The 25738-nt window shown below is 60.6% G+C and carries 30 protein-coding genes and 2 pseudogenes; 15 read left to right on the plus strand and 17 right to left on the minus strand.

What is annotated here, in order from left to right:
- Positions 1-270: 270 nt before the first annotated feature.
- Positions 271-542, minus strand: a pseudogene (locus IC232_RS27425) (SWIB/MDM2 domain-containing protein).
- Positions 543-643: 101 nt separating this feature from the next.
- The gene (locus IC232_RS27430; RefSeq protein ID WP_190848129.1) at positions 644-907 is read right to left on the minus strand and encodes a hypothetical protein; all 264 of its coding nucleotides are present in this window, start codon (positions 905-907) and stop codon (positions 644-646) included.
- Positions 908-1512: 605 nt separating this feature from the next.
- Between IC232_RS27430 and IC232_RS27435 the strand changes: the two genes are divergently transcribed.
- From IC232_RS27435 to IC232_RS27445, 3 genes are all read left to right on the plus strand, one after another.
- Entirely contained in the window at positions 1513-1725 is a 213-nt protein-coding gene (locus IC232_RS27435; RefSeq protein WP_190848156.1) for a hypothetical protein, read from the plus strand.
- A gap of 173 nt (positions 1726-1898) precedes the next feature.
- The gene (gene repC, locus IC232_RS27440; protein ID WP_190848130.1) at positions 1899-3053 is read left to right on the plus strand and encodes a plasmid replication protein RepC; all 1155 of its coding nucleotides are present in this window, start codon (positions 1899-1901) and stop codon (positions 3051-3053) included.
- Positions 3054-3208: 155 nt separating this feature from the next.
- Positions 3209-3460, plus strand: a complete 252-nt coding sequence (locus IC232_RS27445; protein ID WP_190848131.1) for a WGR domain-containing protein — start codon at positions 3209-3211, stop codon at positions 3458-3460.
- Positions 3461-3490: 30 nt separating this feature from the next.
- Here the strand turns inward: IC232_RS27445 and IC232_RS27450 are convergent, their stop codons facing one another.
- A complete protein-coding gene (locus tag IC232_RS27450; protein WP_190848132.1) occupies positions 3491-3694 on the minus strand; it encodes a hypothetical protein in 204 nt (67 codons plus the stop codon).
- Between the two features lie 221 nt (positions 3695-3915).
- On the opposite strand from IC232_RS27450, the gene IC232_RS27455 reads away from it, so the two are divergent.
- Complete coding sequence (locus tag IC232_RS27455) at positions 3916-4221, plus strand: hypothetical protein (protein ID WP_190848133.1); 306 nt, start codon at positions 3916-3918, stop codon at positions 4219-4221.
- On the opposite strand, the gene IC232_RS32630 is transcribed toward IC232_RS27455, so the two are convergent.
- Complete coding sequence (locus IC232_RS32630; RefSeq protein WP_246812447.1) at positions 4202-4477, minus strand: hypothetical protein; 276 nt, start codon at positions 4475-4477, stop codon at positions 4202-4204. The two genes, IC232_RS27455 and IC232_RS32630, sit on opposite strands and share 20 nt — an antisense overlap.
- A 225-nt stretch (positions 4478-4702) precedes the next feature.
- Between IC232_RS32630 and IC232_RS27460 the strand changes: the two genes are divergently transcribed.
- Positions 4703-5341: a hypothetical protein gene (locus tag IC232_RS27460; protein WP_246812448.1), complete on the plus strand. Its 639-nt coding sequence runs from the start codon at positions 4703-4705 to the stop codon at positions 5339-5341.
- An 85-nt stretch (positions 5342-5426) separates the two neighbouring features.
- Here IC232_RS27460 and IC232_RS33455 read toward each other — a convergent pair.
- Positions 5427-5663, minus strand: a pseudogene (locus IC232_RS33455) (GcrA family cell cycle regulator); the annotation flags it as partial.
- A gap of 417 nt (positions 5664-6080) precedes the next feature.
- Between IC232_RS33455 and IC232_RS27470 the strand changes: the two are divergent.
- Positions 6081-7049 (plus strand): hypothetical protein, encoded by a 969-nt coding sequence (locus tag IC232_RS27470; protein WP_190848135.1) that lies wholly within the window; start codon positions 6081-6083, stop codon positions 7047-7049.
- Positions 7042-7554 (plus strand): hypothetical protein, encoded by a 513-nt coding sequence (locus IC232_RS27475; RefSeq protein WP_190848136.1) that lies wholly within the window; start codon positions 7042-7044, stop codon positions 7552-7554. Before IC232_RS27470 ends, IC232_RS27475 begins: the two co-directional genes overlap by 8 nt.
- Before the next feature lie 228 nt (positions 7555-7782).
- Here the strand turns inward: IC232_RS27475 and IC232_RS27480 are convergent, their stop codons facing one another.
- Complete coding sequence (locus IC232_RS27480) at positions 7783-9126, minus strand: hypothetical protein (RefSeq protein ID WP_190848137.1); 1344 nt, start codon at positions 9124-9126, stop codon at positions 7783-7785.
- 1657 nt (positions 9127-10783) lie between these two features.
- Between IC232_RS27480 and IC232_RS27485 the strand changes: the two genes are divergently transcribed.
- The gene (locus IC232_RS27485; protein ID WP_190848138.1) at positions 10784-11509 is read left to right on the plus strand and encodes a metallophosphoesterase; all 726 of its coding nucleotides are present in this window, start codon (positions 10784-10786) and stop codon (positions 11507-11509) included.
- Between the two features lie 73 nt (positions 11510-11582).
- Here IC232_RS27485 and IC232_RS27490 read toward each other — a convergent pair whose 3' ends face one another.
- The 3 genes from IC232_RS27490 to IC232_RS27500 all read right to left on the minus strand — a co-directional run bounded on the left by IC232_RS27490 (position 11583) and on the right by IC232_RS27500 (position 14170).
- Positions 11583-12767: a hypothetical protein gene (locus IC232_RS27490; RefSeq protein WP_190848139.1), complete on the minus strand. Its 1185-nt coding sequence runs from the start codon at positions 12765-12767 to the stop codon at positions 11583-11585.
- A gap of 457 nt (positions 12768-13224) precedes the next feature.
- Positions 13225-13833 carry a PIN domain-containing protein gene (locus IC232_RS27495; RefSeq protein WP_210335526.1) on the minus strand — a complete coding sequence of 203 codons (609 nt, stop codon included), beginning with the start codon at positions 13831-13833 and terminating at the stop codon, positions 13225-13227.
- Positions 13796-14170: a helix-turn-helix domain-containing protein gene (locus IC232_RS27500; RefSeq protein ID WP_246812449.1), complete on the minus strand. Its 375-nt coding sequence runs from the start codon at positions 14168-14170 to the stop codon at positions 13796-13798. Before IC232_RS27500 ends, IC232_RS27495 begins: the two co-directional genes overlap by 38 nt.
- Positions 14171-14843: 673 nt before the next feature.
- Here IC232_RS27500 and IC232_RS27505 point away from each other — a divergent pair.
- A complete protein-coding gene (locus IC232_RS27505; protein WP_190848141.1) occupies positions 14844-15509 on the plus strand; it encodes a ParA family protein in 666 nt (221 codons plus the stop codon).
- Between the two features lie 137 nt (positions 15510-15646).
- Here IC232_RS27505 and IC232_RS32990 read toward each other — a convergent pair whose 3' ends face one another.
- The 3 genes from IC232_RS32990 to IC232_RS32645 all read right to left on the minus strand — a co-directional run bounded on the left by IC232_RS32990 (position 15647) and on the right by IC232_RS32645 (position 16447).
- Positions 15647-15886 (minus strand): WGR domain-containing protein, encoded by a 240-nt coding sequence (locus tag IC232_RS32990; RefSeq protein ID WP_190848142.1) that lies wholly within the window; start codon positions 15884-15886, stop codon positions 15647-15649.
- Between the two features lie 15 nt (positions 15887-15901).
- Positions 15902-16054, minus strand: coding sequence for a hypothetical protein (locus IC232_RS32640; protein ID WP_246812450.1), 153 nt, complete (start codon positions 16052-16054; stop codon positions 15902-15904).
- Between the two features lie 108 nt (positions 16055-16162).
- The gene (locus IC232_RS32645) at positions 16163-16447 is read right to left on the minus strand and encodes a hypothetical protein (protein ID WP_246812451.1); all 285 of its coding nucleotides are present in this window, start codon (positions 16445-16447) and stop codon (positions 16163-16165) included.
- A gap of 1045 nt (positions 16448-17492) precedes the next feature.
- Here IC232_RS32645 and IC232_RS27520 point away from each other — a divergent pair.
- Entirely contained in the window at positions 17493-17765 is a 273-nt protein-coding gene (locus tag IC232_RS27520) for an SWIB/MDM2 domain-containing protein (protein WP_190848143.1), read from the plus strand.
- A gap of 80 nt (positions 17766-17845) precedes the next feature.
- On the opposite strand, the gene IC232_RS27525 is transcribed toward IC232_RS27520, so the two are convergent.
- The 4 genes from IC232_RS27525 to IC232_RS27540 form a co-directional block, all read right to left on the minus strand.
- Positions 17846-18199 (minus strand): HU family DNA-binding protein, encoded by a 354-nt coding sequence (locus tag IC232_RS27525; RefSeq protein ID WP_190848144.1) that lies wholly within the window; start codon positions 18197-18199, stop codon positions 17846-17848.
- Between the two features lie 9 nt (positions 18200-18208).
- Complete coding sequence (locus IC232_RS27530) at positions 18209-18508, minus strand: hypothetical protein (RefSeq protein WP_190848145.1); 300 nt, start codon at positions 18506-18508, stop codon at positions 18209-18211.
- 315 nt (positions 18509-18823) lie between these two features.
- Positions 18824-19558 carry an MBL fold metallo-hydrolase gene (locus tag IC232_RS27535; RefSeq protein WP_190848155.1) on the minus strand — a complete coding sequence of 245 codons (735 nt, stop codon included), beginning with the start codon at positions 19556-19558 and terminating at the stop codon, positions 18824-18826.
- A 99-nt stretch (positions 19559-19657) separates the two neighbouring features.
- A complete protein-coding gene (locus IC232_RS27540) occupies positions 19658-20725 on the minus strand; it encodes an alkaline phosphatase D family protein (protein ID WP_190848146.1) in 1068 nt (355 codons plus the stop codon).
- 313 nt (positions 20726-21038) lie between these two features.
- On the opposite strand from IC232_RS27540, the gene IC232_RS27545 reads away from it, so the two are divergent.
- Both IC232_RS27545 and IC232_RS27550 read left to right on the plus strand, forming a co-directional pair.
- Positions 21039-22160 (plus strand): M20 family metallopeptidase, encoded by a 1122-nt coding sequence (locus IC232_RS27545; protein WP_190848147.1) that lies wholly within the window; start codon positions 21039-21041, stop codon positions 22158-22160.
- Complete coding sequence (locus tag IC232_RS27550) at positions 22157-23425, plus strand: amidase (RefSeq protein WP_190848148.1); 1269 nt, start codon at positions 22157-22159, stop codon at positions 23423-23425. The genes IC232_RS27545 and IC232_RS27550 overlap by 4 nt, the downstream gene beginning before the upstream one ends.
- 22 nt (positions 23426-23447) lie before the next feature.
- Here IC232_RS27550 and IC232_RS27555 read toward each other — a convergent pair whose 3' ends face one another.
- The gene (locus IC232_RS27555) at positions 23448-23753 is read right to left on the minus strand and encodes a hypothetical protein (protein ID WP_190848149.1); all 306 of its coding nucleotides are present in this window, start codon (positions 23751-23753) and stop codon (positions 23448-23450) included.
- Positions 23754-23788: 35 nt separating this feature from the next.
- Here IC232_RS27555 and IC232_RS27560 point away from each other — a divergent pair, with 35 nt between their 5' ends.
- The 3 genes from IC232_RS27560 (at position 23789) to IC232_RS27570 (ending at position 25692) form a co-directional block, all read left to right on the plus strand.
- On the plus strand, positions 23789-24175 hold the full coding sequence (locus IC232_RS27560; protein ID WP_190848150.1) for a hypothetical protein: 387 nt from the start codon (positions 23789-23791) through the stop codon (positions 24173-24175).
- A 293-nt stretch (positions 24176-24468) separates the two neighbouring features.
- Complete coding sequence (locus tag IC232_RS27565) at positions 24469-25167, plus strand: IS6 family transposase (protein ID WP_190848151.1); 699 nt, start codon at positions 24469-24471, stop codon at positions 25165-25167.
- Positions 25168-25239: 72 nt separating this feature from the next.
- Entirely contained in the window at positions 25240-25692 is a 453-nt protein-coding gene (locus IC232_RS27570) for a hypothetical protein (protein ID WP_190848152.1), read from the plus strand.
- Positions 25693-25738: the final 46 nt, after the last annotated feature.

Below are 25738 nucleotides of genomic sequence, written 5' to 3' on the forward strand. Positions count from 1 at the left end.
CGCTTGCAAATCGACAACAGGACGGCTCCTCAATTGGCCGCTCCGGATTACCCTGCTGGGGTCAACGCAACAGTGCCGATGTCGGGCGTACCGTGAACGAAAAAGCCCCAGCCGAGAGGTAAGGGCTCTCTGCCGGGGCCAGCTCCACGCATTGGGGGCGATGGAGATTGTACGGGCTGATACGCAACGCGCCCGCTACCCGCACCATGAAACGGTCAAGCTTAACAACTCGTGCAGGGGGACGAGGCTGCTGTGCACTCATCAGGAAGATCAGGACAAATGCTGAGCGAAGTGTCTGTTCATCTCGAACATACTGACCTTGTCCTTGCCACCGAAGACCGGTCGGAGCTTGTCATCGGCCAGGATCTCGCGCTTGTTCTCAAGGTTTTGGAGGTTATTCGCCTTGATGTACTCCTATACCTTGCTCACCACTTCGGTGCGGGGCAGGGAAACGAGCCGACAACGGCTGCAAGTTCATTCGAGGGTTGCAACGGCTTCGCCAGGGCCGGGTTGGGCTTCTTGGTTTTGCTGGCTTCTGCCATGTATCACTCCGTTGTTACGCCTCGTAGCTCTCCTGAGGCAAGGGGCGGGGACCATGGCAATCGGGAACCTAACCGTTCCTTAATGGCAGCCCCGCCATTCACTACCGTCGTTTGCTTTGCGGTTTCGCCATCATCTGCCGCATGGCTTCTTCAGCCCGCGCTCTCGCTTCAGCATCATGGCTGAGGTTGCGCACCTCCGCAGGCTCGTCTTGCTCCCGCAAGCCGTTCTTGCTGGCCCGCCACTGCTTGGCCTGCGCGGCTGTTGCGGTGGCATTGGCAAGCTTCTCAAGCCGATCAAGCTGGGATGAGCTGGCCGGAGCCCCGCCCTCAGGTTGCTCATCCTCGTCGTTCGCTCCCATTGTCATGGATCCTCCGCTTCTTCAGTTCGCCCGTGACAATGCTCTCTATGCCGTGGCCACAGGGTAGGTCAGCCAGTTCTCGTCACCTCGGCCCTACATGATTCAGGCTTAGTCTCCGGGTTCGGCCTTGAGATCATCAGCACTAAGGCGGATACGGCTCGACCAGAGCATTGAAAGTCAGTTGGGTGTCACCGGGCAGTACATCCCCACCTACTGCTCGGAGCTGCGAAGTTTGCGGCTAACCCAAACTGCTTCTAGAGCCGTTTCACGCAGTAGTAGAGTCTATTTCAAGTATCTGGGTCTGTTAGCGGTTCCGCTAGGGATCATCGACATCCCTTTCCAGCACATGTTTGAGTCATGTCGCTGGATCGTAGCCCGGAGCTCGGCTCGATTACTAAGCAGCATCGAATCAAGTGCGTAACTTCGAATCACCCGGAACCTGACTTTTACATGCGAATTGACTCGGCCTTTTCGCCTAAATGATTCTAGCTAAAGAAGTTTCCCACCGCTGAATCGATCTATTGTGAACGGATTCTTGACGCGCGACTCCACAGCCAACTCAGAATCGGGCATTTCTCGTAACTGTCACAAGTGCGATGGGGTGGAGTGCCATGGCTGACGTGAAAGGGATCGAGCGTGTTCAGCGTCTCAGGAGAGCCCGCCGCGAGCGGGGCTACCGGGAGATGAACGTCTGGGTTCCTCAGTTGATTGGGGCTGCAATCGACCAAGCTGTCGAGAGCGGCCGCTTCAAGACACGCCAGGACGCCATCAACCACGCCCTTGAGACCACCTTTGTTCGGAAGGAGCCAAACACGGTGACGTAACCTAGGCAAAGCAAAAGGCCCACGAAGCTGGAAACTTCGAGGGCCTTTGGAGACCACCACGAGGGGTGGGCAAAGATTGTGTAGCAACATTCTTATGCCATCCCGACAAGCTGAATGTCAAGAGCATCGGTTTCGGTGAACGCTCCCGCTTTGCCCTCACATAGGAGGGTACGATGCAGCTTGCATCGTCAGGAGGCCGGCGGCTGAGACATGCCGCTCTGGCCGCGAGAGAACTTGCGCTCGAAACCGGGCGCACGGTGACGCGGAAAGAACTATCTGCGGCAGCCAGGGACGCTGCCAAGGCGCTGGAATTGCGGAATGGACCCCGGTCGGTACTCTCCGAGCTCGTGGCCTGCTGGGGCGAGCAGGAGTGGGAGCGGCTGCTGGTCTGGCCGTCCAACGACTACCTGATGAGCCGAACCGGTCTGTCCGAGCGATCTGTTCGGTACGCCTTCAGGGTGCTGATCGACCAGCAGCTGATCGTTCCGAAGGAATCCCCCAACGGGAAGCGCTTTGCTGTCAGAGACTTAGGCGGCGAGGTCGTCGATGCATTCGGCTTCGACCTGACGCCCGTCTATGCTAGGCGAGGAGAGTGGGCCGAGCGACTGGTCGAGCAGAAGCAGCTCAGGGAAGCCCGGAAGCGCGCCTTCGACGAGATCACTGTCGCCCGCCGCGCCGCGGAAGAAGCCTTAAGTGCCCTGACCGAGCACTATCCCGATCTGGACCGCTCCGATCTGGAAGACCGTCTCAAGGCTCTAAAAGCCCGGACGCCGTTACGCAGCACAAAGGTGATGCCGCTGGACGCTCTCGACGAGTGGAAAGACCTGAGGACACTCTGTGAGAAAGCGTTCTTTGATGCGGGCAATGGGGGCAAGGATTGCCTCCACACTAATAACAACAACGGATCTCCTAGTGAGCCTTGTAACAAGGGCTTTCCGAAGAAAGCTGAGGCGGTTCGTTCAACCGAACAAACGCCGGAGCACCTATCACCGGAATTGATCCTTGAGGCTTGCCCCACTCTCAGCGACTACGGCCAGCCGGTGCGGGACCTCGCTGACATCGTCTCAGCCGGCCGCTACCTGCGGGCCTCGCTCGGGGCTCATGAGAGCGCCTGGGCCGAAGCTGTCGAGGAGGTGGGCCCCGTCAGGGCGGCTATTGCGGTGATCTACGTCCTGCAGCTCTATGAGGACGACGCGGCCAGGAACGGCGGCGAGAGCCGGATCAAGAACCCGGGCGGCTACTTCCGCGCCCTCACACGCATGGTGAAATCCGGCAAGATCGACCTCGCCGTCGAACTCCTGGCCATGAGGAGACGAAGGATGTCATAGGGAGAGGAACCGTGCTCGTGGAGATGATGACTGGCCAGCGTGCCTGGGGTCACAGCGCGGCAATAGCAGGGTGCATCACTGATGTGAATCGTTCCAGCTCAACGGATTCAGGACTTTGATTGGACCTCGTCCCTGGGCCCGCGTGACACTGGCGCATGGCTCAAGACACGATCCAATATCTGGTTCTTCACAGGTGCGATCCAGGCTGCAACATGGCTCGCTACTATGTCCTGTCGATCGAGCCGAGCCTGTTTGGGGATGCGACCCTGATCCGCGAGTGGGGCCGCATTGGTCGACCTGGGCAGCGCAGGGTCGAACTCTACGAAAACCAGTCATGTGCAGTGGAAGCCCTCGAGACCTGGCTCCAGCGAAAGCGGCGACGCGGCTATCTCCTGCGACGCGGATAGGGAAGAAGCATAGAGAGACTTGGATTGCACTCATCGTAGGATCTTGAGTAACTCGTCGACAGCTTCAGCTTCCTTGAGGCTGCCTCTCTCGTACTGGCGCAGCACGTCCCGGATTTGGGTGCGCTTTGAACGTGAGCTGCCAGTTTGCTCGTCATGAGCAGTTTCTTGCCGCTGGATTGCGGCTGGCTGTTCAGGCTTGCGGAAGTAGGTCTGCACTTTCTGCAGCAGTCTCATGTTCGGCATTCTTGATAGTAACTCTGACCGGCCGATATGGGAGCTCTTGAGGCCGGTTCGTCGCCTCCTATCCTTAGCAACAGGCAGGGTTGGGGAAGACAGACTTTGGTCGAAAACTTCGGAGCAAGTAAGCCGTCCTTCGAGCACCGGCTAGGTGTGAGCAGAGCTTCAACAGTGTTCAAGGCTAATAGGGTCGGAAGAGTGCTGAGAGGATGACACCGATGGACGAGAGTTTCTCACCGACCGTCTTCCTTTATGGCATGGCCCTCATACTCGCGGTGGGAAAGGCGTTTACGCTGACGATCTGGCGGACGCTTCCGAAACCAAGGTTAGGGCTGAGGCAAGAAATGTTGCAGGCGTGGAAGAACCGCAGGCTTCAGAAGCAGGCCGCAACGAACGTAGTTCAGCCTCCTCGCAAAGAGCCGACGGCGGACGACTCCTCGAGGAGCGCTGAGGGGGCTGAGGCGGAGCCACACGCCACAATGCCCGCTCCCATAGACCGACGGCTTATTTCCGAGCCGCCATAAGGTCATGGGTAAGGACAGTGAGCTTACCGATCAGCGATGCCATATCGCTCGGATCGCATGACCACTGGGTACCGATAGCCGCCCCATCGGAGGATACGGACACGACGGCAAGCGAGCGCAGCTTGCCCTCGCGAGCGAGCCGCAGATGCTCTTGTAGGAGGTCAATCATCGAAGCTGTGTTCTCGTCGATAGGCGGTGTGTTGACAGGACGGAGCTTGGCCACCGATCTAGGCTCGCTAGCTTGCTTTTCGCTCATGGTGCACCCCTCAATCATTCCCAGGCTCTTGCAGACCTCTCATCGAGAATGCGCACTAGACATAAACCAAGTGTCAACACTAGGTCGACATAGTAGAAACATCGGCCGTGTCATATTTCGACAACAGTGCTGAGTAAGCTTAGCCAATACGTTAGGCAGCTGCGCTGATGAGTATTCTCTACAGTCGTGGGTCAGCAGTTAACAACTGCGCGGATGTAGACACAGATGGATGACGGCTTACGTGAGGAATGCGCAAATACCAACACTTGGCTCAACATTGTGAGGGATAAAGATTCGCTTGAACTCGGCCTCCAAGCCGACCGTATGTCAGAGGCCGAAGTGGCCCTGCGCCTGGCCGAGTTCATCCTGTCGCTTCCTCATTCGGGAGCGATGGCAAGTGTCGCGATCGATGGTGCCAGCATCAAGGTTGGCGACCCAATTGTCTTCGACATCGGCCGCTTCATGGCTTGGACTGGATGGGAGCAGATCAGGGAGCCGCAGTTCGGCCGGAGCGCGCGAACTGGCGCTTACCGGCGCAACGACAAGACCATCCGGGTGCACTCGCGACCAGGTGAGAGCAACGTAGTCGCCACAATCGATGGCCGCCGCGTCGTCGCCCAATGCAAGAAGGGTCCACTGGTCCGAAAGCCTGGAGGTCCGGAGTATGCATTGCTCACCGCCGCACTCGGGCAGGCGCTGTTGTTCGATGTCTCTGCCGATGACATCGTGGTCACAGCGGTTCCGGACACACCTGTCTTCCGCAAGCTCGCGGAGATTTGGCGAAGCCGTCCACTCGTCAGGCGAGCCGGCATCCGCATCGCCCTCGTGGCCCGTGACGGCGCGGTCTCTGGGCTGGATTTGTGACCGGCACAAGATGCGGTGGCGCACGCTGGAGTGAGCTCTCCCTCGCCCTGACCAGATCTCGGAAGGCTCGTTGTGAATTGCTCGCCTACGACGCCAGAGCATCACGCCGAACTCTAACGGGTTGCGCCGGGACGTAGACGAGCCTCCGGTGCCAGTCGCACCAGCTTGATCCCTCTGGTGTCGGGGCTCCGCAGCAGATGGCACGACGAGGATCGTCGGAGACGATGTAGCGGCACTGCCGCATTCCAATCTTGAGCAGTTTCGTCCGTTGTCTGGGATCTGGCTCTTGCATGACGGACATCTTTGCACGCTCGCTTGTCTCAACGGAAGTCGCGTTTTGCTACACGGATGGCGGGCACCTCAACCCGCTGCTCGGGGATCCCACTAGGAGGCGCATCGACAATCTTCCTCGGCCCGTCGCGCAAGCGATCGCGTCTCCATCGTTCCCGACGAGAGAATGCCCCGGATGGAGTGAAGCCTGCGCATTCGATAGCGGTGCTGCTTGGAAGAGTCCGGGGAAGGGTCATCATCCCGGAAAGACAATCCCGAGGAGTGACGCTTCTGAGTGTGTGAGTGGGTGAGGCAGGGAACAAGAAAAATCCCAAAAAGGACATGCCACGGTAAGGCGCCACAGCCGGCGCAGCACAGGACGGTCCGACCTCATCACAGGGAGCCCAGGACGTTCGTTCCTGACGAGCGCGGGCTCATCATCCATCACCCCACAGACGAAATGAACTCTATGACCACAGGTGAAAACACCACTGAAGCCCGCCTGCAGGCGTTCCTGGCCAAAGCCAAGGACGGCATCTCCGGGCAGGATGCCGCCATCGATGCGCTCGTGGCCGAACTGTCCCGCCGCCTCGAGACCCCCTCCGACCACCGCCCGCTGGCGGTCCTGCTGCTCGCCGGACCGGATCGGTCCGGAACAAAAGCCGATCTTGTGGAGGTGCTGGCTGATGCGCTGGGCGTCCCAATCCACCAGTATGACCTCTCCCCGCCCTGGGGCGAGGAGGACGCGCTCATCTTCGGGCTCAATCCCGGCGTGCCCGCCTGGCTGTCGCTGCAGCAGAGCCTGACGGATTACCCTCGCGCCATCGTGGCGCTTAAGGCCGTCGAGCAGGCCCATCCGACCGTCCTCAGCCGCCTCCAGGCCGCCTGGACCAGCGATCGTCTGGTAGAGCCGTCTGGCACGGAAGTGGCGACAATCGAGGCCATCTTCATCCTGACCACCGAGGTGGGGCAGGGAGCGGTGGGCCAGCTGGCCCGCCAGGAGACCGATCCGGACCGGCTGCATGTGGCGGCCGTGAAGCTGCTTGCCGATGCGGGCTTTCCGATCCCGGTGCTGCGCAGCGTGGATGCGGTGATCGGCCTGAAGAGCCACACGACGGGCGAGCTGACACGGGAATACTGCCGGGATCTCGCACAACAGGTCCGCTCGCATGGCCTGGAGCTGGCGGACGACGGCATTGATGCGCGCATTGTCACCCATGCGTTGGAGCCGGTGCTTGGCCCATTCACGGGAGGAATCTCACTGGTGAGGGATCGCCTCGATCCGGATCTTGTGCGCGTCAAGGCTGAGGGTGCCGAGACCATCCGGCTGGTGCTGGGCGAGGAGGGCATTCTGGTCGTGCCGGTGGACCGCCCGCTCCAGGATGAGCCGCTATCGTCTCCTGGCTCGGCCGTTCAGGAGGGCTCAGGCGATGAGTAGGCGAGACCTCGACGTGGCAGCCCGGCTCGAGGCGCATGCCCTGCTCGACCGGCTGGTTCAGGAGGGCGAGACCTTCGCGCGTGACGACGCCGTGCGGCTGATCGGGCTGATTCCGGTGGCGCCGCGCCGGCGCTTGTCGTTCACCGGCGTGTTCAAGAGCCGGGGCCCGGGCTTACGCGGGCAGGCCGCCGGGATCGGCGAGGTCGAGGTGGACGGGGAGGGCAGGGAGAAGCAGGTGTCCTGGAACGCTCCGTCGGCTCACCGGATCGGCGGTTACACGGTGACCCACACGCCCGGCCAGATCGCGATCGAGCTGATGTGGGCTGAGACGCGGGATGAGCAGTCGGGCCAGAGCTGTCTGCTCCTCTATGACCCGGCCACCGGAGAGCCGCAGGCGATGCAGATCACGGTGCAGAGAACCCTGACGCTGCTGTTCATCCGCCTGGCCTATGTGTCCTATGTGCCCTGGAAGAAGCCAGACGCCGCGCGAGCAGGGCTGGGCTGATCGGCCAATCACCGGCAGGCTGTTTACGGATCTGCCAGCATCGCCAAGCCCTGCCGCTTGGTGTCGCCACCGCGTTCCTCCATGTGCCCGGCTGCATGTGGAACGACGCCCACCGCCTCCTCCGGAAACAGCCGGAGGCGGCGGTGAAGGCCGCAGCCTAACCCACTCACACGAAAAGGCGGCTCGTCTCGCGACAGCCGCCTTTCTTGATGGGCACTCCCTCAAATCCTAGGGAGGGAAGCGGACAAACCGCAGACGCTCCGGGAAGTTCTTCGGCTCTCCCGCCCAGGACCGGACATCCGGCACCACGTTGGGATCCTGCTCGGCCCACAGGACCAGATCGATCCGCGAGAAGCCCTTCGGCCATTCCATCGCGTCCACGATCTCCCGCCAGACGAGATGCTCGCTGTCGGTCAGGTTGCCCAGCGCGATGTAATCCCGGTGGGCCATCCACATGAAGGCAAGGTCCTGGTCCATTTCGCCCTTGGCAGCAGAGGCACTGTACTGCTCGGCATTGATCACCCGCAGATGCACGGTATGCCAAACCATGATCCGGTCCCGCTCACGCTGGATCAGAGGCTCAAGCTGGAATCTCCACGCCTTGTAGAGACTCTCTGCGTCCCTGTAGATCCGGATATCGTCACCGAAGCGCATCTCCCGATACTCATCATCCGGCTCATCGCTGTAAGACGTAGCAAAGAGCCACCGTTTCAGATCCTCCTCGGATATCTCCTCACTCGGCTCCGTTGTTGAGAAACCGAACTCCGGGAACAGGGCCAGAACCGCCGGAGCGATCTTTGTCTGATCCATGGCATCGGAGAAATCGTAATTCATGGAGAACTTCGTCTTCTGACGCGGCAATCCCTCAGGCGGGATTTCCTCACCCGGCTCGTTCAAGGCATCCCAAAGCGCCTTCTCCCGAGCGGCCTGCTCGGCCAGCTCGGCTTCATACTCAGGGTCGTTCTCGACCACGGTGACCTGCACCCTACGCTGCTCGGCCGGCCTGATCTCAAGCGCCATCTCCGGCATCTCGATCTGAATGGTCTCTTGGCCGAGGCCACCAGCCATCGTCGACTCCAGCAGAGCGGCCGCAACCTGCGGCGCAGCCTTCGGATCCGGGGTCGGCACCCGCGCCGGCGCTGCCGTCACGGGAGAAGCCGTACCGGACGTCCTGCGCGTGGAGGCACGACGGGTTGCACTCGACGTCCTCGGCTTCGCAGAACCGCTTTCCGCGTTCGAAACCCGGTGGGCAGAAAGCGGGCGGACCTTCGCACGGGACTTCCGCGGCGGACGGGGATCACCCGGCTGATATTTGCGGGGCCGGCCACGACGGCGTTTGGCCGGCACTTCAGTGGACGTGGTAACAAGGCCTTTGCTCGCCAGATCCGCCTCACGGCTGCGATCATACCGCCCGTTTGGTGTCAGGTAGTCGATCTTCTGGATCTCCAGCTCGGCGTTGCGCAACGCTGCCAGAGCCCCTGCCATCGCCTCCTGGTAGCTGCGCTCAATGTCGGCAATGCTGGCCTTGATGTTCTTGATCACCGTCGTTTCAAACCGGCGCCGGCGGTCCATGGGACGCTCAGCGCCCCACTCGTAAGTCACAAGGCAAGCCATTAAACCCCCACCCGATTCATGCTCTCGACGAGCAATGGCACTGTGCTCAGCGCCTGAACTTGTTTCTTGCTGACAGGATAAAGTGTCGGCGATAGCCCGTCAATTTTCGCACATCGCTTAAGAGGGCTAAATCCACAGTGAGAAAATGAGGCCTTGGAATTTTGCACTGGATCTTTTGACCATGATCATTCAGGTGAAATGCAAATCTGAAGGCTCGTATTTTCGCATCTCCTTCCACGACGCACATCGAGGGGATCAACGCCGATGAGAAAATCTGCGCCAAGTGATTTGCACATCACCGACACCAGTCAGCTCATTCGTCGACCGGAAACAAGGGTGAAGGTGCATGTGAAAATCATGGGCAGCGAAATTCTCACAATGCCTGGCATGGATCTCCTGGCCAGGCCGCCCGAGGTCTCAAAGCAGGAGGCTCAATACCGCAAACCGTCCGCGAACTGGCACAGCAGGGGCTCTGCGGAGGCCAAGGAGCGGCTTCGCTGCGTTTCGAAGGGGGTCCCGGAGGCCGGGGAGCGGCAAGCGCTGCAGGAGGCTCAATACTGTAAATTTTGTGGGTCGGGTCGGAGGCTCAATCCCGGACCCGTGACCCAGCAACTATGTTGCGCAGCCTACCGGGCTCAATTCCGCAAATTTTGTGCACTGGGTTCGAGGCTCAATACCGTAGGTCCGACGCAGCAATTAAGTTGCATATATAGGAATTTTTGCGAGGGAGCGTCCGAGGCTCAATACCTCAACTTTTGTGCAGGAATATGATCCTGTGGTGTCTGGACCCGATTCCGCCCCCGGTCTGCACCAATCTTGAGGGGCAGGACCGCCCCTGCTTGGGCTTTGTGCCCCGGCTCCGTTAGAGCCACCCCATGTGAGCGATCACTGGCAATGTGCCTCGTTTTTCGGGTCTGGCCCGATATCGCAGCGGGCTCGCTGCAAATGAGGCACAAAAAATATGGCCGCTTCGGCATCCGTCGTTCGCGCCAGCCCGCTGTTGGCCGGTACTCTCCGACATCATCTGCGATCTCGTTCCCTCGTATTTTGTGTGCCTCGCAGGTGAGGGCGGGTGAGCCCTCTTCGGCCGGATTAGTTTTGTCGTGAGTTGGTCTCTTGACCAGCGCGACGATGTGCTGACGTACGCACCAGATGCATTATATTCGCACAAATATTTTCACCCCAACTGCTGGTCCTCGGCAAGCATTCCGCTGAGGTCACCCTGGAGTTCACGATCCGGCGCGATAGCTGGTTCAGGGCGCAAGAGGGATCCTGAGACGGTCAAAGCGTCTGGACAGTAAGGTGGCGAATTGTGATTGTGGATGCCGGCCAGGGGTGGAACACCGGCCTATGCTGCAGGTCCTCAGCCAATTGGTTCGCAACTGTTCACGTGAGGTCGAGCCAGCCAGGGAGAGTTGAGGGCGGGGCTATAAGGGATCCTTGTGCGACGCCTCACTCTAAAACGGCTTTCACACGTCAGAACAGAACTCACCCCGGCTAGGTATCAGTTCGCATAATCAAAATGTTGGCAAGAAGTCAGCTGTCGGCCTGAGAGACGGCGGCACAGACCTGCTCCTTATGATATCCGATCACAGCATTAGTCGGCGGAGTAGCATTGACCAGGATCGCGCTGATTTCCGATCTCCACCTTGAGGAGCGCAAAGACCAACTGCTGCTCGGGGCACCCCCTGGAATGTTCCGGGTCTATGGTAGCCTCTCGCTTCCCCGTGAGACCGACGCCGATGTCATGGTGATCGCCGGCGACACGCATCCCGATCCTGAGGTCCGCAGCCAGGTGCTGGCAAGAATTGAAGATGAACTCGCCTTGCCCGTCATCCACGTCAATGGAAACCATGACTACTATGGCGGCTCATTCCCGAAGGACCTGGGCGACCTGATCACGATGGGCGGGATCCGCTTCGCCGTCGCAACCCTCTGGACCTATCTGGATGATGCCGGGCGGCGTGAGGTTTCCCGCTTCCCGGACTTCGTGAAGATCCATGGCGTGACGGTCGACAAGTGGAATGACCTGCACCTGGCGCAGCTCACGTTTCTCGAGCAGGCGAGTGCCGATGTGATCGTCTCACATCATGCTCCCTTCCCTGGGTCGATCCATCCTGACTTCCAGGGCGATGCTCTCAATGCGTTCTTCGTGAACAACCTCGATCCGAAGCGCTTTTGCAAGACCCGGCTCTGGATCCATGGTCACGTCCACACCCCGTTCGACTATCTGGTGCAGGCTGAGAATCATCAGATGCGGGTTGTCTGCAACCCCCTGGGCTATCCGATGACGCGGATCCGGCGCCGCGTCGGGATCAAAATTGTCGAAATCCCTTCTTGAGGCATGTTGAACCAACCTCTGGATGGCATGGTCTGAGGCTCGTGCGCCCCGCACACCACTCGCCGATCAAGCCTCACGTCGGCCGACATCCTGCTGTCAGGCGCAGCGATCCGTCAGCGCCGGTGACCTTCAGTTGGTCAAGGTTGAGGTTCCCAAGCTTCCAAGACTGAAGGATCACAGAGGTGCTCCCAACCGCCTTGGGCTTTACGCCGCCCACAGCCACACGCTCGATCGTCAGCGTCTTCCCGCTCCAGTCCAGCAGGAGACGGTCGTCCGGGCCGAAGCCAGCCTGGTCCCACAAATCCCGTGGCAGGCGGATGGACGTGTAGAACCGGTCCGAGCGCTTCGCGTCGGGTATCGACTTGACCACAAGGGGCCCGGAGCCAGTCTCACGAACTTGGTCCTTAGTCTCCGTCGAACGCTGACCCGCTCTCGAGCGCGCTTTTGCCCTGGGTGCGTTCCGAGGTTCTGGCTCTGAGCTGAGTTCTGGATCCTGCTGTTCAACCGGTTCAGCCTCTGGCGTAAGCGGCTCTTCTGCCTTGGAGGGCTCTCTCACAGGAGGGGAGGCGCTCGGGATGGACTGGATCGCGCTGACAACATCCCGCAGGCCGCCGGCAATCCCGTCAGCCGATTGAACCATCAGGGGTGCGAGCCGCGCGAGGGCCTCCAGCTGCTGACCACCGAGCGCCACCAGCTTGCCTATCTGCTCCGCCATGCCTTCCATGGTCGAGCGCAGGTCCTTCAGTTCTGCGGCCATGCCCGTCAGGGCCTGTTCCATCTCCCGTGACAGGGCAGGGGCTGATCCAGTCTGTGGGGGCGCCTCCGGTGCGGAGGGGCGAGGGGGCTGCACAGGCTTGGCACGGAAGACTTCCGCGGCAAGCACTTCGGGCTTGCCCAGGTGGCGGGCCAGGATGTCAGCGGTGTCCCGGGACCGATTGTCCGCTCGGGCGCTCACGCCACCTGAAGGGTTGGCCGCCTCTGGCGACCGATAGCGCTGAACTTCGTTGACCGGGCGCGGCTGCTGAGCCTGCCGGGGTTTTGCCAGGCAAGCTGGACACAGATCATAGGCCCGATCGCGGGCGAGAAGCCAGCCGCGCTCCTTGAAGTAGCCTTTGACGAGTTCATCACCGGCAGGCTTGATGGCCTCGTAGGTGTCTGTCTTAGGGCAGCTTGAGCATCGGGCGGTGAAACGATACTTGGAAGGGGCGCCACCGGTACGGGTGATCTGCGGCTCGAACTGACGTGCGATGCCCGGCATCTTGCTGGTCCTATAATGATGTTCGAAAGTTTTCTGAAGGCGCGAAGGTTAACGACTCCCGGCAGCCTTCAAGAAAATCATGACAGAGAATTGGGAGGCATTTAGCGCCTCCACTGCGGATTTCCAAGGTGCTGCGACCAAGCTTCCTAACGGGGCTGCGCGTGAACTGATCTCGATACCACGACGTAGATAACATCTTCGCCATTGCCGAACATTTTGTAGGGATTGCGAAGCCGGCGAGGCGAATTCATAGAACCTGTCACCAATGACATCCTTGAAGATACGCGATCTCACTGATGCACCCAGCGAACTTTGCTGAGCTTCCTGAGAAACCTTGCGGCTAGCGAGCCGTTCGCATTGAGGTCTCAAACGAGGAAGGATCTGGCGGTTGCAGAGAGAATGGTGATGGAGGTCTTTGCTGGACCGTCAGGTAAGAGGTGCAGTCTGCCTATAATGATCAGATGACGTCCGCATATTCGCTGAGTTCTGCAACAGTCTTTGGTAAGCCTTGTGACTCAAGAATGGCGAGGTAATCTGCTGCAGTCTTTGGAGGATTTCTCAGGCGGGCGCGGCAGTTCTTCGCTCCAATCACAACGCCAGCGTGGTTCAACCCGAACTGATAATGCAGGAAGTCGTCAGGATGCTGGAGCTCGATGTTGTACCTGTGAAGAGTCCCAACGGGAAAGTCCTTCAGGTTGAAGGTGACGATGGCATCGGACGCTGAGGCGATGGCTGCCGCCAGCACATGCCGGTCATCAGGGTCTGGGAGCTGAAGGCCCTCGATGAGTTCTTCGTAATCCTCAACAAGGCAATCAAGCACGGCTTGGTTCATGAGGTCTCGGGTCCGCTCCAGCTGGGAGCGGGTCAGGTCCGGCCGTTGCTTGAGGACATTGCGAATCCACTCATCATGGATCCGCAATGTCCATTTGGCGCGAAACAGACGCGCAGCCGCAAGCTCAATGAGGAAATCCCGCAGCGGCGCAGGGTAAAGGACACACGCATCGAGCAGGACTGTATAACTGGACGTCTTAATAGCCCATCCCCAGTTCCTGGGACTGAGCCGCAAGCTCGTCCATGGCTACACCGCGCGCCTCCTCGGCCTGCTTTCTGAAGGCTTCCAAGTCGCTGAATTTCACCCGTCGATGCGTGCCCACCATCCGAAACGGGATTTTTCCGTCGTTGAGGAGTTTGACCAGATAGGGTCGTGAGACATTGAGGTGGTCTGCGGCCTCTTGGGTGGTTAGCTCGGCATGAACGGGGATGATGGTGACAGCATTCCCTTGCGCCATCTCTGTGAGCAGATGATGCAACAGGTGCGTTGCTGCCCGAGGCAGTGTCAGAACCTTTCCATCATCGAGCTGCACCTTGAGGTTCGCGTCAGCATGCCTGAACGCTGCGAGCATGCGACTGGCTTGGAGCGCCAGCTCCGCATCCTGCGGACTCGGCAGAACAGGTCGTTCGAGCAATGTCGTCATAGCAGGCTCCCTCAGCTCAGAACGTGATATAGCATGCGACATGATAACTGCAATATTCGAAATAAACGAAATATCCGAAATGGCCCTGACTAACGGCCATAACTACTCTTGGTTCCCAGCAGACGGTTGCTCTCCCGTTCTACGACAGCAGGAGAGCTTGGCTTCAATGCAGCTCTGAGTAGATCAAGGCCCGAGCGGATACCGCTGGAGTTTATCACACTTTATTCAATATAACATTTTGTAAGATAAACCTTGTTACAAAAAGTCCGCTGTCGCTCTGCAGGATGGCGCTACAAACCCAGCTGTCATGATATCAGTCCGGCGCACATCAAAAGCTACGACGAGGATATCGTGGGAACGCGGCCCATAAAATTGCCACGGTTGAACGGCCAAGGTCCGCTTGTGTGGTTTCAGCCTCCTTGAACCACATTAGCCCTGGCTGAGGATCCACCCGATTTCCTTGGCCGGGGCTCCAACCACCCTCAGCCGGAGGTCTGTCACGACCCCTCGGTGAGGGCGTTTTGTTGTCCGCCGCACGATAAGGCTCTGTTAACCATACTCAGCCACGTTTCTTTGCCTAATCAGACTTGGGGGAAATGGCATGAATGTCGTGGTTTTCGCGTCTCGCAAGGGAGGTTCTGGAAAGAGCACCCTTGCCGCGCATCTGGGGAGCTATATGGCCGAGCATTCTCGCCCGACGCTCCTGATTGACGCGGATCCGCAGGGATCCCTGACCCTTTGGCACCGGGTTCGGGGCTCACGGGATCTTCCGCTCCATGTTGGCACCAAGCATCTCGCCGCCACGTTGGCGAAGGCGCGGCGGGCCGGGGCTGAATGGGTTCTGATCGACATGCCACCCAACGCGGAAGCTCCCGTGACCGAGGCGATCTGGCACGCGGATCTTGTCGTGATCCCGATGCGTCCGGGGCTGTTCGACGTCGATGCCATTCAGGCCACCATCAAAGTCTGCCGTGAACTCAAGAAGCCTTATGCGGTGGTGATCAATGCCGCGCCGGCCAGGAATGGCTCGGAGGATCCGAGTGTTGCGGATGCACGAGGGGCAATGCAGGCGCTCGACGTTCCGACATGGTCAGGTCAGATCACCCATCACCCTGAATTGTCGCTCTCCCTCGCCCATGGGACCGGTGTGAGCGAGTTCAGCGCTGGGTCGTCGGGATCGGAGGAAATCGGCAGCCTCTGGCGGGCGCTCACAAGAAGCTTCGAGGCGATGAAGGCTATGACAAGCAACCAGCCTCAATCCGCCTGATCGGCATGTAGAAGGGTTTCACAGGTCCGTGTAACCCTTCTGCCGCTGGGTTTCAGCCCAGCCAGCGAGGGCTTGCGCGGCTGCGGCCTCATCCAGGTAGATATCGACCTTCTCCTGGCCCTTACAGCATCGGACCATTAAGTGGACGCACCACCAGCGATCTCGAGATGGGTCCGGGATTGCTGAGATGCAGAACTCATCGGATCCGAGATCTCGTCCGATGCTCTAGAGCCCACAGCTCCCCAATTGCGGACCAGCCGAATCGTGCCAAACAGGTCGCGTTCAATCATCAGGCTGAAGAAGCGTGCCTGGCCCTGCTCTAGATCACGCCGATAGAGCACCAAGTGGTGTCGTACGGGCGAACGGGCATCCGGCATCGGGTGGGCCGTCTCTTACTCAGGTTTGCCTGTCCGGGACGTCTTCTCCATCTCGCGCATCATCGCCTGCTCGATCTCATCAAGGTTGACCTTGACGGTTTCACCGCCGGTCTGAGCCTTGGCCCGGATCACCGGCACCTGCTTGGCTCTCGTCCGGCTGATGGCCATGCGCACCTGGGCAGGAAAGCGGCCTTCCAGAGTATCGATCAGGCTGTCGAGCGCCGCATCTGACAGCGGGATATCCGGAGCCTCAGCAAGCCCGCGAAGCGCAAGGGATTAGTTTGTGTAGAGAGGATCTGCCGTGACCTCAGGCCCGAACCACTCTGGCGGACGGAATGCCCCCGCTTCTTCTTCAGAAGCGAATTCCATGGTGACGAGGTGCAGGACACAGGGCCGGAGGATCTCGTCGACCAAGGCCTGACCCTCGCTGATCGGCACGGTTGTCCGGGTGTGGTCGACCTCACCGGCACAGACATCGAGCAGCGCATGAGCATGGGCCACCGGGATGGCGGTCTGGTCCTCGGCCTCACCGTCAGGTCCAACCGTCTTGAGGATCAGCAAGCCTTTGTTCTCCTCAACCCGAACCCAGGAGGAGCGATCGCGCTGCTCGGGGAAGAAGCCTTCGACGTGACGCAGCCCACCCGCTCCCGCTGGATCAGGCGAGCGAAGGATGGAGCGAGCAGAAAGCGGCGGCGAACAGTCATGAAACCCAAGGAGTATAAGGGATCGAGAACGCCTGCCTTTGGTACATGGCGGAGGAAGGAGGAGGCAACCCTGAACCCTAGAATATAGTTTCCGCTCAGCCGCTGGCCTTAACCCCAAGACTTCTCATTCTCCGGATCGGCCGCTGGGTCATGTACTCTCTTTTCGCGGAACAGGGGATCAGCGTAGGCTTCCCAGAACTCCGCACCTGATGCCCAATCACGGTGTGAGAAGCGCTCGAGCCGATCAGCCTCAGTAAAGATGCAAAGATGCGCCGGTCGTGCCAAGGCGAGACCATACCGGAGTACTGGTTCCCAACTAATGAGAGAGAGAGGCGCACACAAACGACAACGCCCTGACAGAGTTAGCCGTGCGGAGCTTACTGTCAGGGCGCTTTGTGTGATGCCGGTTGCAACACCACACCACCATCATGCGCCATGAACGCGATAAGTGCAACCGAACGCTCTGCACAAGCATGAAGCGCCCCGGCGAGAGACCGAGCACCAGATCTCCCACCGAAGCACGACACAGATGCGCGAGAATCCGGCGACGAAGGTCAATTCAACTGGCAGACATCAATGGTCTCGAGAAAGCATGGTTGTGCGCTCATCGCGGCATCATCAAACCGAGGGATGGTCTGCAGCAGCAGGACGAGCCCTCAGAGGTGCGCAACCTCTCGCACAACGCAGAGGCAAGGGCACGGGCTGAAGAAGCGATGCGGCAGATGCTGGCGAAGCCACAAAGCAAACGGCGTGGGTACTGATGATCTTGCAATCATCAGTCAAAGCTACCTCGGCTCTCTGAGCAACAGGGGCGTGTTAAGAAGCTGTTAGCTTCTTGCTCGCCATGGTCCCGCCACCTTGCCGATGCAGATGGCGGATAAGCCTGTTATCGGAGTTTCACCATGTCAGAATCCAAAGCAGCCAAGAAGGCGAACCCGGCCCTGATGAAGCCGCTGCAGCCCTCGGCCGCATTGGCCGCTGTGGTCGGTTCTTCCCCGCTGCCCCGCACCGAGGTGGTGAGTAAGGTGTGGGAGTACATCAAGGCCAACAATCTGCAGAACCCCGAGAACAAGCGCGAGATCCTCGCTGATGACAAGCTCCGGGCTGTCTTTGGTGGCAAAGACAAGGTGAGCATGTTCGAGATGAACAAGCACTTTGCTCAGCATCTCTCCTGAGCAGGCGCAACAACAGGCCCGCCCCGCCAGCTTTCCGGTAGGGCGGGTGTAGCTTCAGCCATCCGGTCTACGGCTCCCGGCTAGACCGCCTCCTTGAGTTCCTTGGCGGGTCGGAAGGCGATCTTCTTGGAAGCCTTGATCTTGATGGGCTCACCAGTCTGCGGGTTGCGACCCATACGGGCAGCCCGCTTGCGCACCTGCAGGATGCCAAGACCAGTCAGGCGGATCTTGTCGCCCTTCTTCAGGCTCTTGGCGATCATCTCGATAACTTGCATCAGCATCTCGTTGGCCTGGCGCTTGGGGAGCTCATGCGCTTCCGACAACTGCTCGGCGATGTGGCGCAGGGTCACGATCGCGCCAGCCGAGGTGCCAGCGGACTTCTTCGCCGCCTTAGGGGTGGCTTTGGGTGACGCCTTCGATGCGGTGGCCTTCATAGGGGGATGTCACATTAACTGAGTATAGCCGTTGGGCTGCCCGACAAGGTCAGTTTTTGCACAGCCCAAGTCGTTGATTTCCCTAAGCGCAAGCTTTTTCCTTGACGAGTACAGGGTAGTATTCGCCGTTAATGTGACATCCCCGGCCTTGCGCCCTTCGGTCACAAGCATCTCGATCAGGTCGAGGACGGCCGCTGGGTTTGCTTGCAGGACCTGCGATGCGGCCCAACTGTTCGCCCCCGGGTGTCCCGTGGCGACATCAACAGCGACGAGTTTGCCAAGGCGGGCGAGTGTGGTGCGGTCTGTCATGGAATCGCTTGGCCGGTTGGTGTCCGATTCAGTGAATTCTAGCCCCATCATCAGCGGTTGGCACTGGCTCCTGCAAGCCTTGGTCGCGCAGCTGATTCAAGCCACTGCCTCTGCTATGGATCGGCCACGCTGCCAACCGTTCTATGAGGGGTGCACGCCTGATCTCGTCGAGGGAGCAATCCTGCGGCATGTGAAAGAGCACCGCCTCACCGGCGTAATCTTCAACGTGCCAATCACTCGAAACCGGATCACGGACGATTAGCATCTCTTTGTCGGGCACAAGTTCGGCCCCGATCAGATCCTCGAGCAAGCTCTTTAGATCTCGAGGATCATGCCATCTTCGGCACGCTCGACACCCTCAATCGAGGCCTGCTTAAGCATGTCCGGGCTCATGTGGGTCAGCAGCACGCGCTTGGCCCCAATCTCCGGCAGATGCTCCTGCAGGTTCATCCAACTCGTATGGAAGGGGACCGGCCGATCAAAGGTATAGCACTCGGCAATAAACACATCTACGCCGCGCGCGGCGTCAATGAGCATGGGGACCCATTCCGTGTCTCCGGAATAGCAGAGGGTCCGGTGCTCGACCTGGCATCGCAGCGCGTAGGAAGGGGCTCCTGACGGATGGCGCACCGGGTAGGCGGTCACAGCCACACCGTTCACCTGGGTGGTCAACTGCGGCTCGAGTTCGACTATCTCCAGGGGAAAGCCCAGGTCAGCCTCTGTGGAGCCCGGAAACGTGGTCTCCCGCAGAGCATGCAGGCGCGCAGACAGGGTCGGCGGCCCCGCGATCGTGAGTGGGGTCGTCCGGCGGCTGACGAACTGGGCATCAAGCAACAGAAACGGCAGACCGCCAAAGTGGTCACCATGCAGGTGCGAGATCAGCACCGTCCGGAGGGTGTTGGGGTCAACCCCGAACCGCCGCATGGCGATCAGCGACGAGGCACCACAATCCACCAGTAAACCGGCTGAGCCTGCTGAGACATGAAAGCAGGTGTGAAAGCGCCCGCCCGAACCGAACGCGTCTCCGCACCCAAGGACCTGCAGCCGCATCACCATCACCTCATCCGTGTTTCCCAAGATAGGACAACACGGCGCCTCGCCAACGCGCAGCTATGTTCTGAGGCATGAAGCGGTCTCGCCCTGTTCCAGTTATGGGTTTGCGATCCTCAACTCGTCCAAACGTACGACCTGTCGGCGCACGGGCTCACCATTTCCGCTCCGCAACGAGAGAGCGACCGTTCGTTCCCACCAATCCACATCGATCGTGCCGAAGTTCGGGGCTCCATAGACCACCCCGAGCCGATTGGGCCCAACCTCCCGGTTGCCGGGAAAGACCTGGTTGATGCCGCTCGAGGTGATCTCGATGAGCGGGTAGGGCACGTCCGTGGTCTCCCGGTACAGGCCGCCGATGTGGCGATCGCCTGACAGCAGAATGACCCCGCTAGCCGCCGTTGCACGGATCAGGTCATACAGGCGCCGCCGCTCGCGGGGGAAGTTGCCCCAGCGCTCCCAGCCATGCCCCTCCGCCACCACCTGAATGGACGATACGATAAGGCGCACATCCGCCGGTTCCCGGAGCCGCTCGGCCAGCCAGGACCACTGCATCTCACCCAGCATCGTCTTGCCCGGATCCTCGTCCGGCAGATAACGCTCGCGACCGGCGGCATTGCGCTGGTCCGTGGGCTTCAGCGAGGAGCGGAAGAAGCGGGTGTCGAGCAGGATCACCTGCGCCCGTTGGCCATCAGGGCCGAAGGTTTGGCTGTGGTAGACGCCCTCCCGCTGATGGCGCACATCCGATGGCGGCACGTTCCAGAACTGCAGGAAGAGCCGCTGGGCCTCGTGGCGCCCGGCGAACTCGGCCCCGGCATCATTCTTGCCATAGTCATGATCATCCCAGGTGGCGAGATGCGGGATGGTGCTCCTGAGCCGCGCCATCCCTGATACCTGAGCCGCCTGGGCATACGACTCCTGCAGGCTCTGGATCAGCTCCCCATCCGGCACCTCACGTCCTTGACGGACGTCGCCATAGACGTTGTCCCCGGCAAACAGGAAGAGCTGGGGTTGGTAGGCCAAGACTGCATCCCAGATCGGCTGCGGCCTCTCCTCGTCGGCACAGGAGCCGAAGGCAATCCTCGTGAGAGGGGACGGCGTGTCCTGTGCATGAAGAGGCTCGGGCAGCAGCAGGCCGAACAGGATCGCGAGAACAAGAAGCGGCATATCAGCTCCCTCCACTTTATGGAGTCTCTCTGAGTTGCGTGGCCAGGTTGTGACATGCGATCATCCTGATGGGCTGGCCGTCGACACCGCACTTGAGAACTGCATGACCTTGTCGGCTATACCTTGGCTGATGCGGATCCCGGTGACGAGCGCTAGCGGGCTGGATCTGCGGGGACAGGATACGGTCCTGCGCCCGGGCCAAGTGCCTCTGGCGCCGCAACCGACACGCAGTTAGCATCCTGCCCGTGCGCCTTAAGAACCAGCCGCCTTCCGGTGATCTGGTCCTTGCAAGACCCCTCAGAAAGCGAGGCCCATGACGACTTCACCTGCTGTCGCGCTTACCCAGGCGCTGATCCGCCAGAATACCGTCAACCCTCCCGGCAATGAGGCTCAGTGCGCAGCCCTCGTGGCCAAGCGGCTGGAGGACAATGGCTTCACCGTCACGGCAATCCCGTTCGGGGAGGGACGCACAAACCTGATTGCGCGCCTCGGCGGCCGGAAAGCCTTACCGCTTGCCTTTACCGGCCACCTGGACACGGTGCCGCTCGGCTCGCAGCCATGGTCGGTCGACCCGTTCGGCGGCGATATCGAAGGCGACCGGGTGTATGGCCGCGGCTCCAGCGACATGAAGGGCGGCGTTGCGGCCTTTGTCGAAGCCTGCATCGCCCACCGTACCGCGCTGGAGAAGGGCCCTGGCGCGTTGCTGATCATCACCGCCGGTGAGGAGACCGGATCGGAAGGAGCCTATCATCTGTGCCGGCAGAAGGGGCTTCTGGACGCTGCCGGTGCCCTGATCGTCGCCGAGCCAACATCCAATAGCCCGCTCATCGGCCATAAGGGAGCCCTGTGGCTGAAAGCCGTCGCCCGGGGCGTGACCGCGCATGGCTCCATGCCGGAGAAGGGGGACAATGCCGTCATCAAAGCAGCGCATGCGGTTGTGAGGCTGACGGACTTTGATTTCAACGTGCAGCGGCACGCGGTATTGGGCGGGCCGACGTTGAACATCGGCACCTTCCATGGTGGCTTGAACACCAACTCGGTTCCCGACCGTGCCGAAGTGAGCCTCGATATCCGCACTGTGCCGGGCCAACCGCATGCCTCGGTGCGTGAGATGGTCGAGAGCTTTCTGGGCGACGATATGGAGATCTCACCGATCATCGACGTGCCGGCCGTCTGGACTGATCCCAGCAACCCGTGGATCCGGCGGGTCTTCGAGATCATGACGCCGCTCCTGGGAGCGGCGCCCGTACCGCAGGGGGCGACCTACTTCACCGACGCGTCGGCGCTGACCCCAGCCATGGGCAACCTGCCAACGGTTATTCTCGGCCCAGGAGAGGCGGCCATGGCGCACCAGACGGACGAGTACTGCCTCGCCTCGCACATCGACCAGGCCGTCGAGGCCTATGGCCAGATCATTGAGGATTGGTGCCAATGACCGGACGTCTCACTGCCCTTGACGCCGCGCGGCGCATCGCTGACGGCAGCCTCACCAGTGAGGCCCTGGTCCGCGCCTGCTTGGAGCGCATTAGAGCGCGCGAGCCGGTGGTACAGGCATGGCAGCACCTGGACATGGATGCTGCCCTGATGATGGCCCGGCAGGTGGACCGGTTCGGCTCCGGCCCTCTGAAGGGGATTCCCGTTGGGGTCAAGGACATCATCGACACGGCGGACATGCCCACGGGGTACGGCTCATCGCTCTATGAGACGTTCCGGCCGCCCCGCGATGCGGCTTGCGTGGCCTTGGCGCGGCTCGCAGGCGCGCTGATCCTCGGCAAGACGGTGACCACCGAATTCGCCTACTTCCAACCTGGCAAGACCCGCAATCCGCATGACCCGGATCGGACGCCCGGCGGCTCCTCCTCGGGCTCGGCGGCCGCAGTGGCCAGTGGTATGGTGCCGTTGGCCTTCGGCACGCAGACGGCTGGTTCCATCATCCGTCCCGCCAGCTTCTGCGGCTGCGTGGGCTACAAGCCAACCTTTGGCCTGATCGACCGCTCCGGCGTGCATCCGTTCGCGGACAGCCTCGACACGGTTGGGGTATTTGCCACGACCGTCGGGGACGCCGCCTTTTTCGCTTCCGTCATTGCGGGCCGTCCAAATTTGCGCATCAAAGATGAGGTGTTCCGCCCGCGTATTGGGTTGACCCGGCCCTATGCGTGGGAAGCGGCCGAACCTGCCACGGCTAGGGCACTCGATGAGGCCGCGGCGCGGCTGGGTACGGTCGGGTTGGAGGTCTGCGAGGTCGCCCTTCCGGAGCGGTGGCGCGGCCTGCTGGAGGCACAGAAGACGATCATGGCCTTCGAGGCGGCGCGGTCCCATGCGCCGGAGATGCTGACCGCATCCGACCGTCTCAGCATGAAGCTGCGTGAGCTTCTCGAGGCTGGCGTGCTCATCGCACCCGAGGATTACGATGCTGCCAGGGCGCTTGTGGCAGAGGCGCGCGCAGGCTTCAGCGATGTGCTGGATGGGTTCGATGTGCTGCTCACGCCGAGCGCGCCCGGCGAGGCGCCGGAGGGATTGGGAGCAACCGGCGATCCTGTCTTCAACCGGATGTGGACGGCTTTGGGAGTGCCTTGCATCTCCGTACCGGGTTTAACTGGGCCGACGGGAATGCCCATCGGCGTCCAGGTGGTTGGCCGCTGGGGCGATGACCGACGTGCACTGGCTGCTTCAGCGGCCATTGGCCAGAGCCTGTCATGACCGCAACAGTCCACGACGTCAGTCACACAAGGGTCGGAGTTTGGATGCTGGTCTCACCTGAGGACATCCACGAGCCGCTGATGGCTCCTGTGGCTTCTTCGATCTCGTGACGCTCAACCCAGACCCAGACCGCAAGGTCAGCATCCACCGACCGGCGCGCCAGCCAATAGCTTTCTGTTGGGCAGCGGCTCACTTCCGGGTAGGGGCGCAGGAATTCAACCACCGCCGCCACCGCGTCGCCGTAGGCGCAAAAGCCTTCCCCGATGCAGCCGCTGTCGAGCGGCTGCCCGGATCGTCCGACGAGCTGCCACCGGACCCGGTAAGCCATGGGGAGCATCCCAGCCTCATGCTGCCCAAGGTGACATGCCTCGACGTCTTCTGAAAGGGGTTGATGCGGTGGGTGGCCGCGGCTGTTTCAACTGCGTGTCAGACGTCGTTCTCGCTGGTCAGCTGATCCGGCCGCAGACCTTCGTCGCGAGGCCCGAAGCGCCGCAGCCGGACACCGGGCCCTTCACCCCCATCGGCAGCAAGGAAGATCACACCCTGATCCTCAAGCGCGACCCGGATGGCGGCTATTGCGGCCTCGGACGCATGCGCCTCCGCTACGGCTTCAGCCTGTTTGATAGTCATAAGGGCCAAGCACGCCCGTCCGGCCAACTCGGCCTGAGACAAACCGAGGAGCGCCCGTCCAGCACGCAACTGCGCCGGAGTGATGGGTCTCTCGTGCGTCATGGCGGTACCCTTTGCTGATCTCAACATACTACTCCTGCGTAACTGCGCCAGGCACCATGGTGCACGTGAGGATTCTCAGGCGAGGATAGAAGAAGGCTAGCGGGTCTCCTGATGTGTTCAGGTGGACTAGCCCGCTTCCAACTTGCAATCGAAGCCTATTGAGGTTCACGGCCTTGTGCGGCTCTGTTGTATTAACCTGTCAAGCCACAGGTTATAGTAGTCTCTGCTCGATGCGAGGACGCTACGGATTGGGCTCCGTTGCATTAACCTTGGCAGTTTACGGGATGGCGGCCATCTGAGGAGCCACCCTGTTGTCCCTGTTCAAGCGCCGCCGGTTTCCAGTTGAGATCATCCTGTTATGCGTGCGCTGGTACTGCAAGTACGGCCTCAGCTATCGCGGCTTGGCCGAGATGATGCAGGAGCGTGGTGTCAGCGTCGACCCATCCACGATCTTCCGCTGGGTGCAGCGTTATGCCCCTGAGCTCGAGAAACGGCTCCGTCAGTATCAGGGATCCCGTTCCGGATCGTGGCGTGTGGATGAGACCTACGTGCGGGTTGGAGGGCGCTGGAAGTATCTGTTCAGAGCGGTCGACAAGCATGGGCAGCTGATCGACTTCATGCTCTCCGATCGTCGCAACACCCGAGCCGCTTATCGCTTCTTACGCAAAGCCCTCAAGATGATGAGCGACTATCCTCCATGCTCGATCACGACCGACAGATTGGCATCTTATCCAAAGGCCATCCGACGCTTGCGAAGCGAAGGGCTGCTGTCGAAGGATGTCGAGCACCGGACCTCAAAGTATCTCAACAATGTCATCGAGGCGGATCACGGCGCTCTCAAGCGTGTGATCCGGCCGACCCGCGGCTTCCAGAGGATGAAGACAGCCTCCGCTACCCTGAGAGGCTTTGGGGTCATGCGCATGATCCGTCGTGGCCGTTGCATGTTGCCGGTGCCCGGTGTGACAGGCGAAATCCGTCTTGTGAACCAGCTCTTCGGTCTTGCCGCCTGAGCGACTTGTTCGACTGGGTTCGTTATGCCCTTCGCAGGTTAATGCAACAAAGCCCTTGAGAGCATCTCACCAGTGGGCACATTGGACATAGGTGAAATGGAGAGACGTACTGTGACGGGTCATCAACTTGAGTCCGCATGGACCGACGCCAACTGGCCTTTCACGGCCGAACAGGACCTTGCCGGCTTTCTTCATCTCGCCCGCGAGTTTTTCGAGTCGAAGCAGACGAATCCGCTGCCAAACCTTGCGGCCGTGTACCGCAAGACGGTCGAAGAGTTGGAGAGCCTGCTGGATGACGCGGAGCACAGGGACGAGGCGATGGAGCTCATTCGCACTCTGATCGAGAAGATCGTGCTGACGCCGAAGGAGGAGGGAGATCTCGATGCGCTGCTGCATGGCGATCTCGCTCGCATCCTTGCTCTCTGCGCTGGACAGCAAAAAGCCCCCGCCGGAGTTACCGCACGAGGGCTTTGTGCTCATTGTGTTGGTGAGATTTGGTTGCGGGGACAGGATTTGAACCTGTGACCTTCAGGTTATGAGCCTGACGAGCTACCGGGCTGCTCCACCCCGC

Source organism: Microvirga sp., from assembly GCF_014699075.1.
Classification (GTDB): Bacteria; Pseudomonadota; Alphaproteobacteria; order Rhizobiales; family Beijerinckiaceae; genus Microvirga.

What these genes read in the sequence shown, in the direction of transcription:
- IC232_RS27505 (WP_190848141.1), top strand. Translation starts at nt 14,844, where the DNA reads ATGAATGTCGTGGTTTTCGCGTCTCGCAAGGGAGGTTCTGGAAAGAGC.
- IC232_RS32630 (WP_246812447.1), bottom strand. Translation starts at nt 4,477, where the DNA reads ATGAGCGAAAAGCAAGCTAGCGAGCCTAGATCGGTGGCCAAGCTCCGT.
- IC232_RS27460 (WP_246812448.1), top strand. Translation starts at nt 4,703, where the DNA reads ATGGATGACGGCTTACGTGAGGAATGCGCAAATACCAACACTTGGCTC.
- IC232_RS27445 (WP_190848131.1), top strand. Translation starts at nt 3,209, where the DNA reads ATGGCTCAAGACACGATCCAATATCTGGTTCTTCACAGGTGCGATCCA.
- repC (WP_190848130.1), top strand. Translation starts at nt 1,899, where the DNA reads ATGCAGCTTGCATCGTCAGGAGGCCGGCGGCTGAGACATGCCGCTCTG.
- IC232_RS32990 (WP_190848142.1), bottom strand. Translation starts at nt 15,886, where the DNA reads ATGCCGGATGCCCGTTCGCCCGTACGACACCACTTGGTGCTCTATCGG.
- IC232_RS27525 (WP_190848144.1), bottom strand. Translation starts at nt 18,199, where the DNA reads ATGAAGGCCACCGCATCGAAGGCGTCACCCAAAGCCACCCCTAAGGCG.
- IC232_RS27540 (WP_190848146.1), bottom strand. Translation starts at nt 20,725, where the DNA reads ATGCCGCTTCTTGTTCTCGCGATCCTGTTCGGCCTGCTGCTGCCCGAG.
- IC232_RS27560 (WP_190848150.1), top strand. Translation starts at nt 23,789, where the DNA reads ATGCCTCGACGTCTTCTGAAAGGGGTTGATGCGGTGGGTGGCCGCGGC.
- IC232_RS32640 (WP_246812450.1), bottom strand. Translation starts at nt 16,054, where the DNA reads ATGGCCATCAGCCGGACGAGAGCCAAGCAGGTGCCGGTGATCCGGGCC.
- IC232_RS27535 (WP_190848155.1), bottom strand. Translation starts at nt 19,558, where the DNA reads ATGCGGCTGCAGGTCCTTGGGTGCGGAGACGCGTTCGGTTCGGGCGGG.
- IC232_RS27435 (WP_190848156.1), top strand. Translation starts at nt 1,513, where the DNA reads ATGGCTGACGTGAAAGGGATCGAGCGTGTTCAGCGTCTCAGGAGAGCC.
- IC232_RS27455 (WP_190848133.1), top strand. Translation starts at nt 3,916, where the DNA reads ATGGACGAGAGTTTCTCACCGACCGTCTTCCTTTATGGCATGGCCCTC.
- IC232_RS27470 (WP_190848135.1), top strand. Translation starts at nt 6,081, where the DNA reads ATGACCACAGGTGAAAACACCACTGAAGCCCGCCTGCAGGCGTTCCTG.
- IC232_RS27550 (WP_190848148.1), top strand. Translation starts at nt 22,157, where the DNA reads ATGACCGGACGTCTCACTGCCCTTGACGCCGCGCGGCGCATCGCTGAC.
- IC232_RS27500 (WP_246812449.1), bottom strand. Translation starts at nt 14,170, where the DNA reads ATGCTCGCAGCGTTCAGGCATGCTGACGCGAACCTCAAGGTGCAGCTC.
- IC232_RS27530 (WP_190848145.1), bottom strand. Translation starts at nt 18,508, where the DNA reads ATGACAGACCGCACCACACTCGCCCGCCTTGGCAAACTCGTCGCTGTT.
- IC232_RS27430 (WP_190848129.1), bottom strand. Translation starts at nt 907, where the DNA reads ATGACAATGGGAGCGAACGACGAGGATGAGCAACCTGAGGGCGGGGCT.
- IC232_RS27480 (WP_190848137.1), bottom strand. Translation starts at nt 9,126, where the DNA reads ATGGACCGCCGGCGCCGGTTTGAAACGACGGTGATCAAGAACATCAAG.
- IC232_RS27520 (WP_190848143.1), top strand. Translation starts at nt 17,493, where the DNA reads ATGTCAGAATCCAAAGCAGCCAAGAAGGCGAACCCGGCCCTGATGAAG.
- IC232_RS27490 (WP_190848139.1), bottom strand. Translation starts at nt 12,767, where the DNA reads ATGCCGGGCATCGCACGTCAGTTCGAGCCGCAGATCACCCGTACCGGT.
- IC232_RS27475 (WP_190848136.1), top strand. Translation starts at nt 7,042, where the DNA reads ATGAGTAGGCGAGACCTCGACGTGGCAGCCCGGCTCGAGGCGCATGCC.
- IC232_RS27555 (WP_190848149.1), bottom strand. Translation starts at nt 23,753, where the DNA reads ATGGCTTACCGGGTCCGGTGGCAGCTCGTCGGACGATCCGGGCAGCCG.
- IC232_RS27450 (WP_190848132.1), bottom strand. Translation starts at nt 3,694, where the DNA reads ATGAGACTGCTGCAGAAAGTGCAGACCTACTTCCGCAAGCCTGAACAG.
- IC232_RS27545 (WP_190848147.1), top strand. Translation starts at nt 21,039, where the DNA reads ATGACGACTTCACCTGCTGTCGCGCTTACCCAGGCGCTGATCCGCCAG.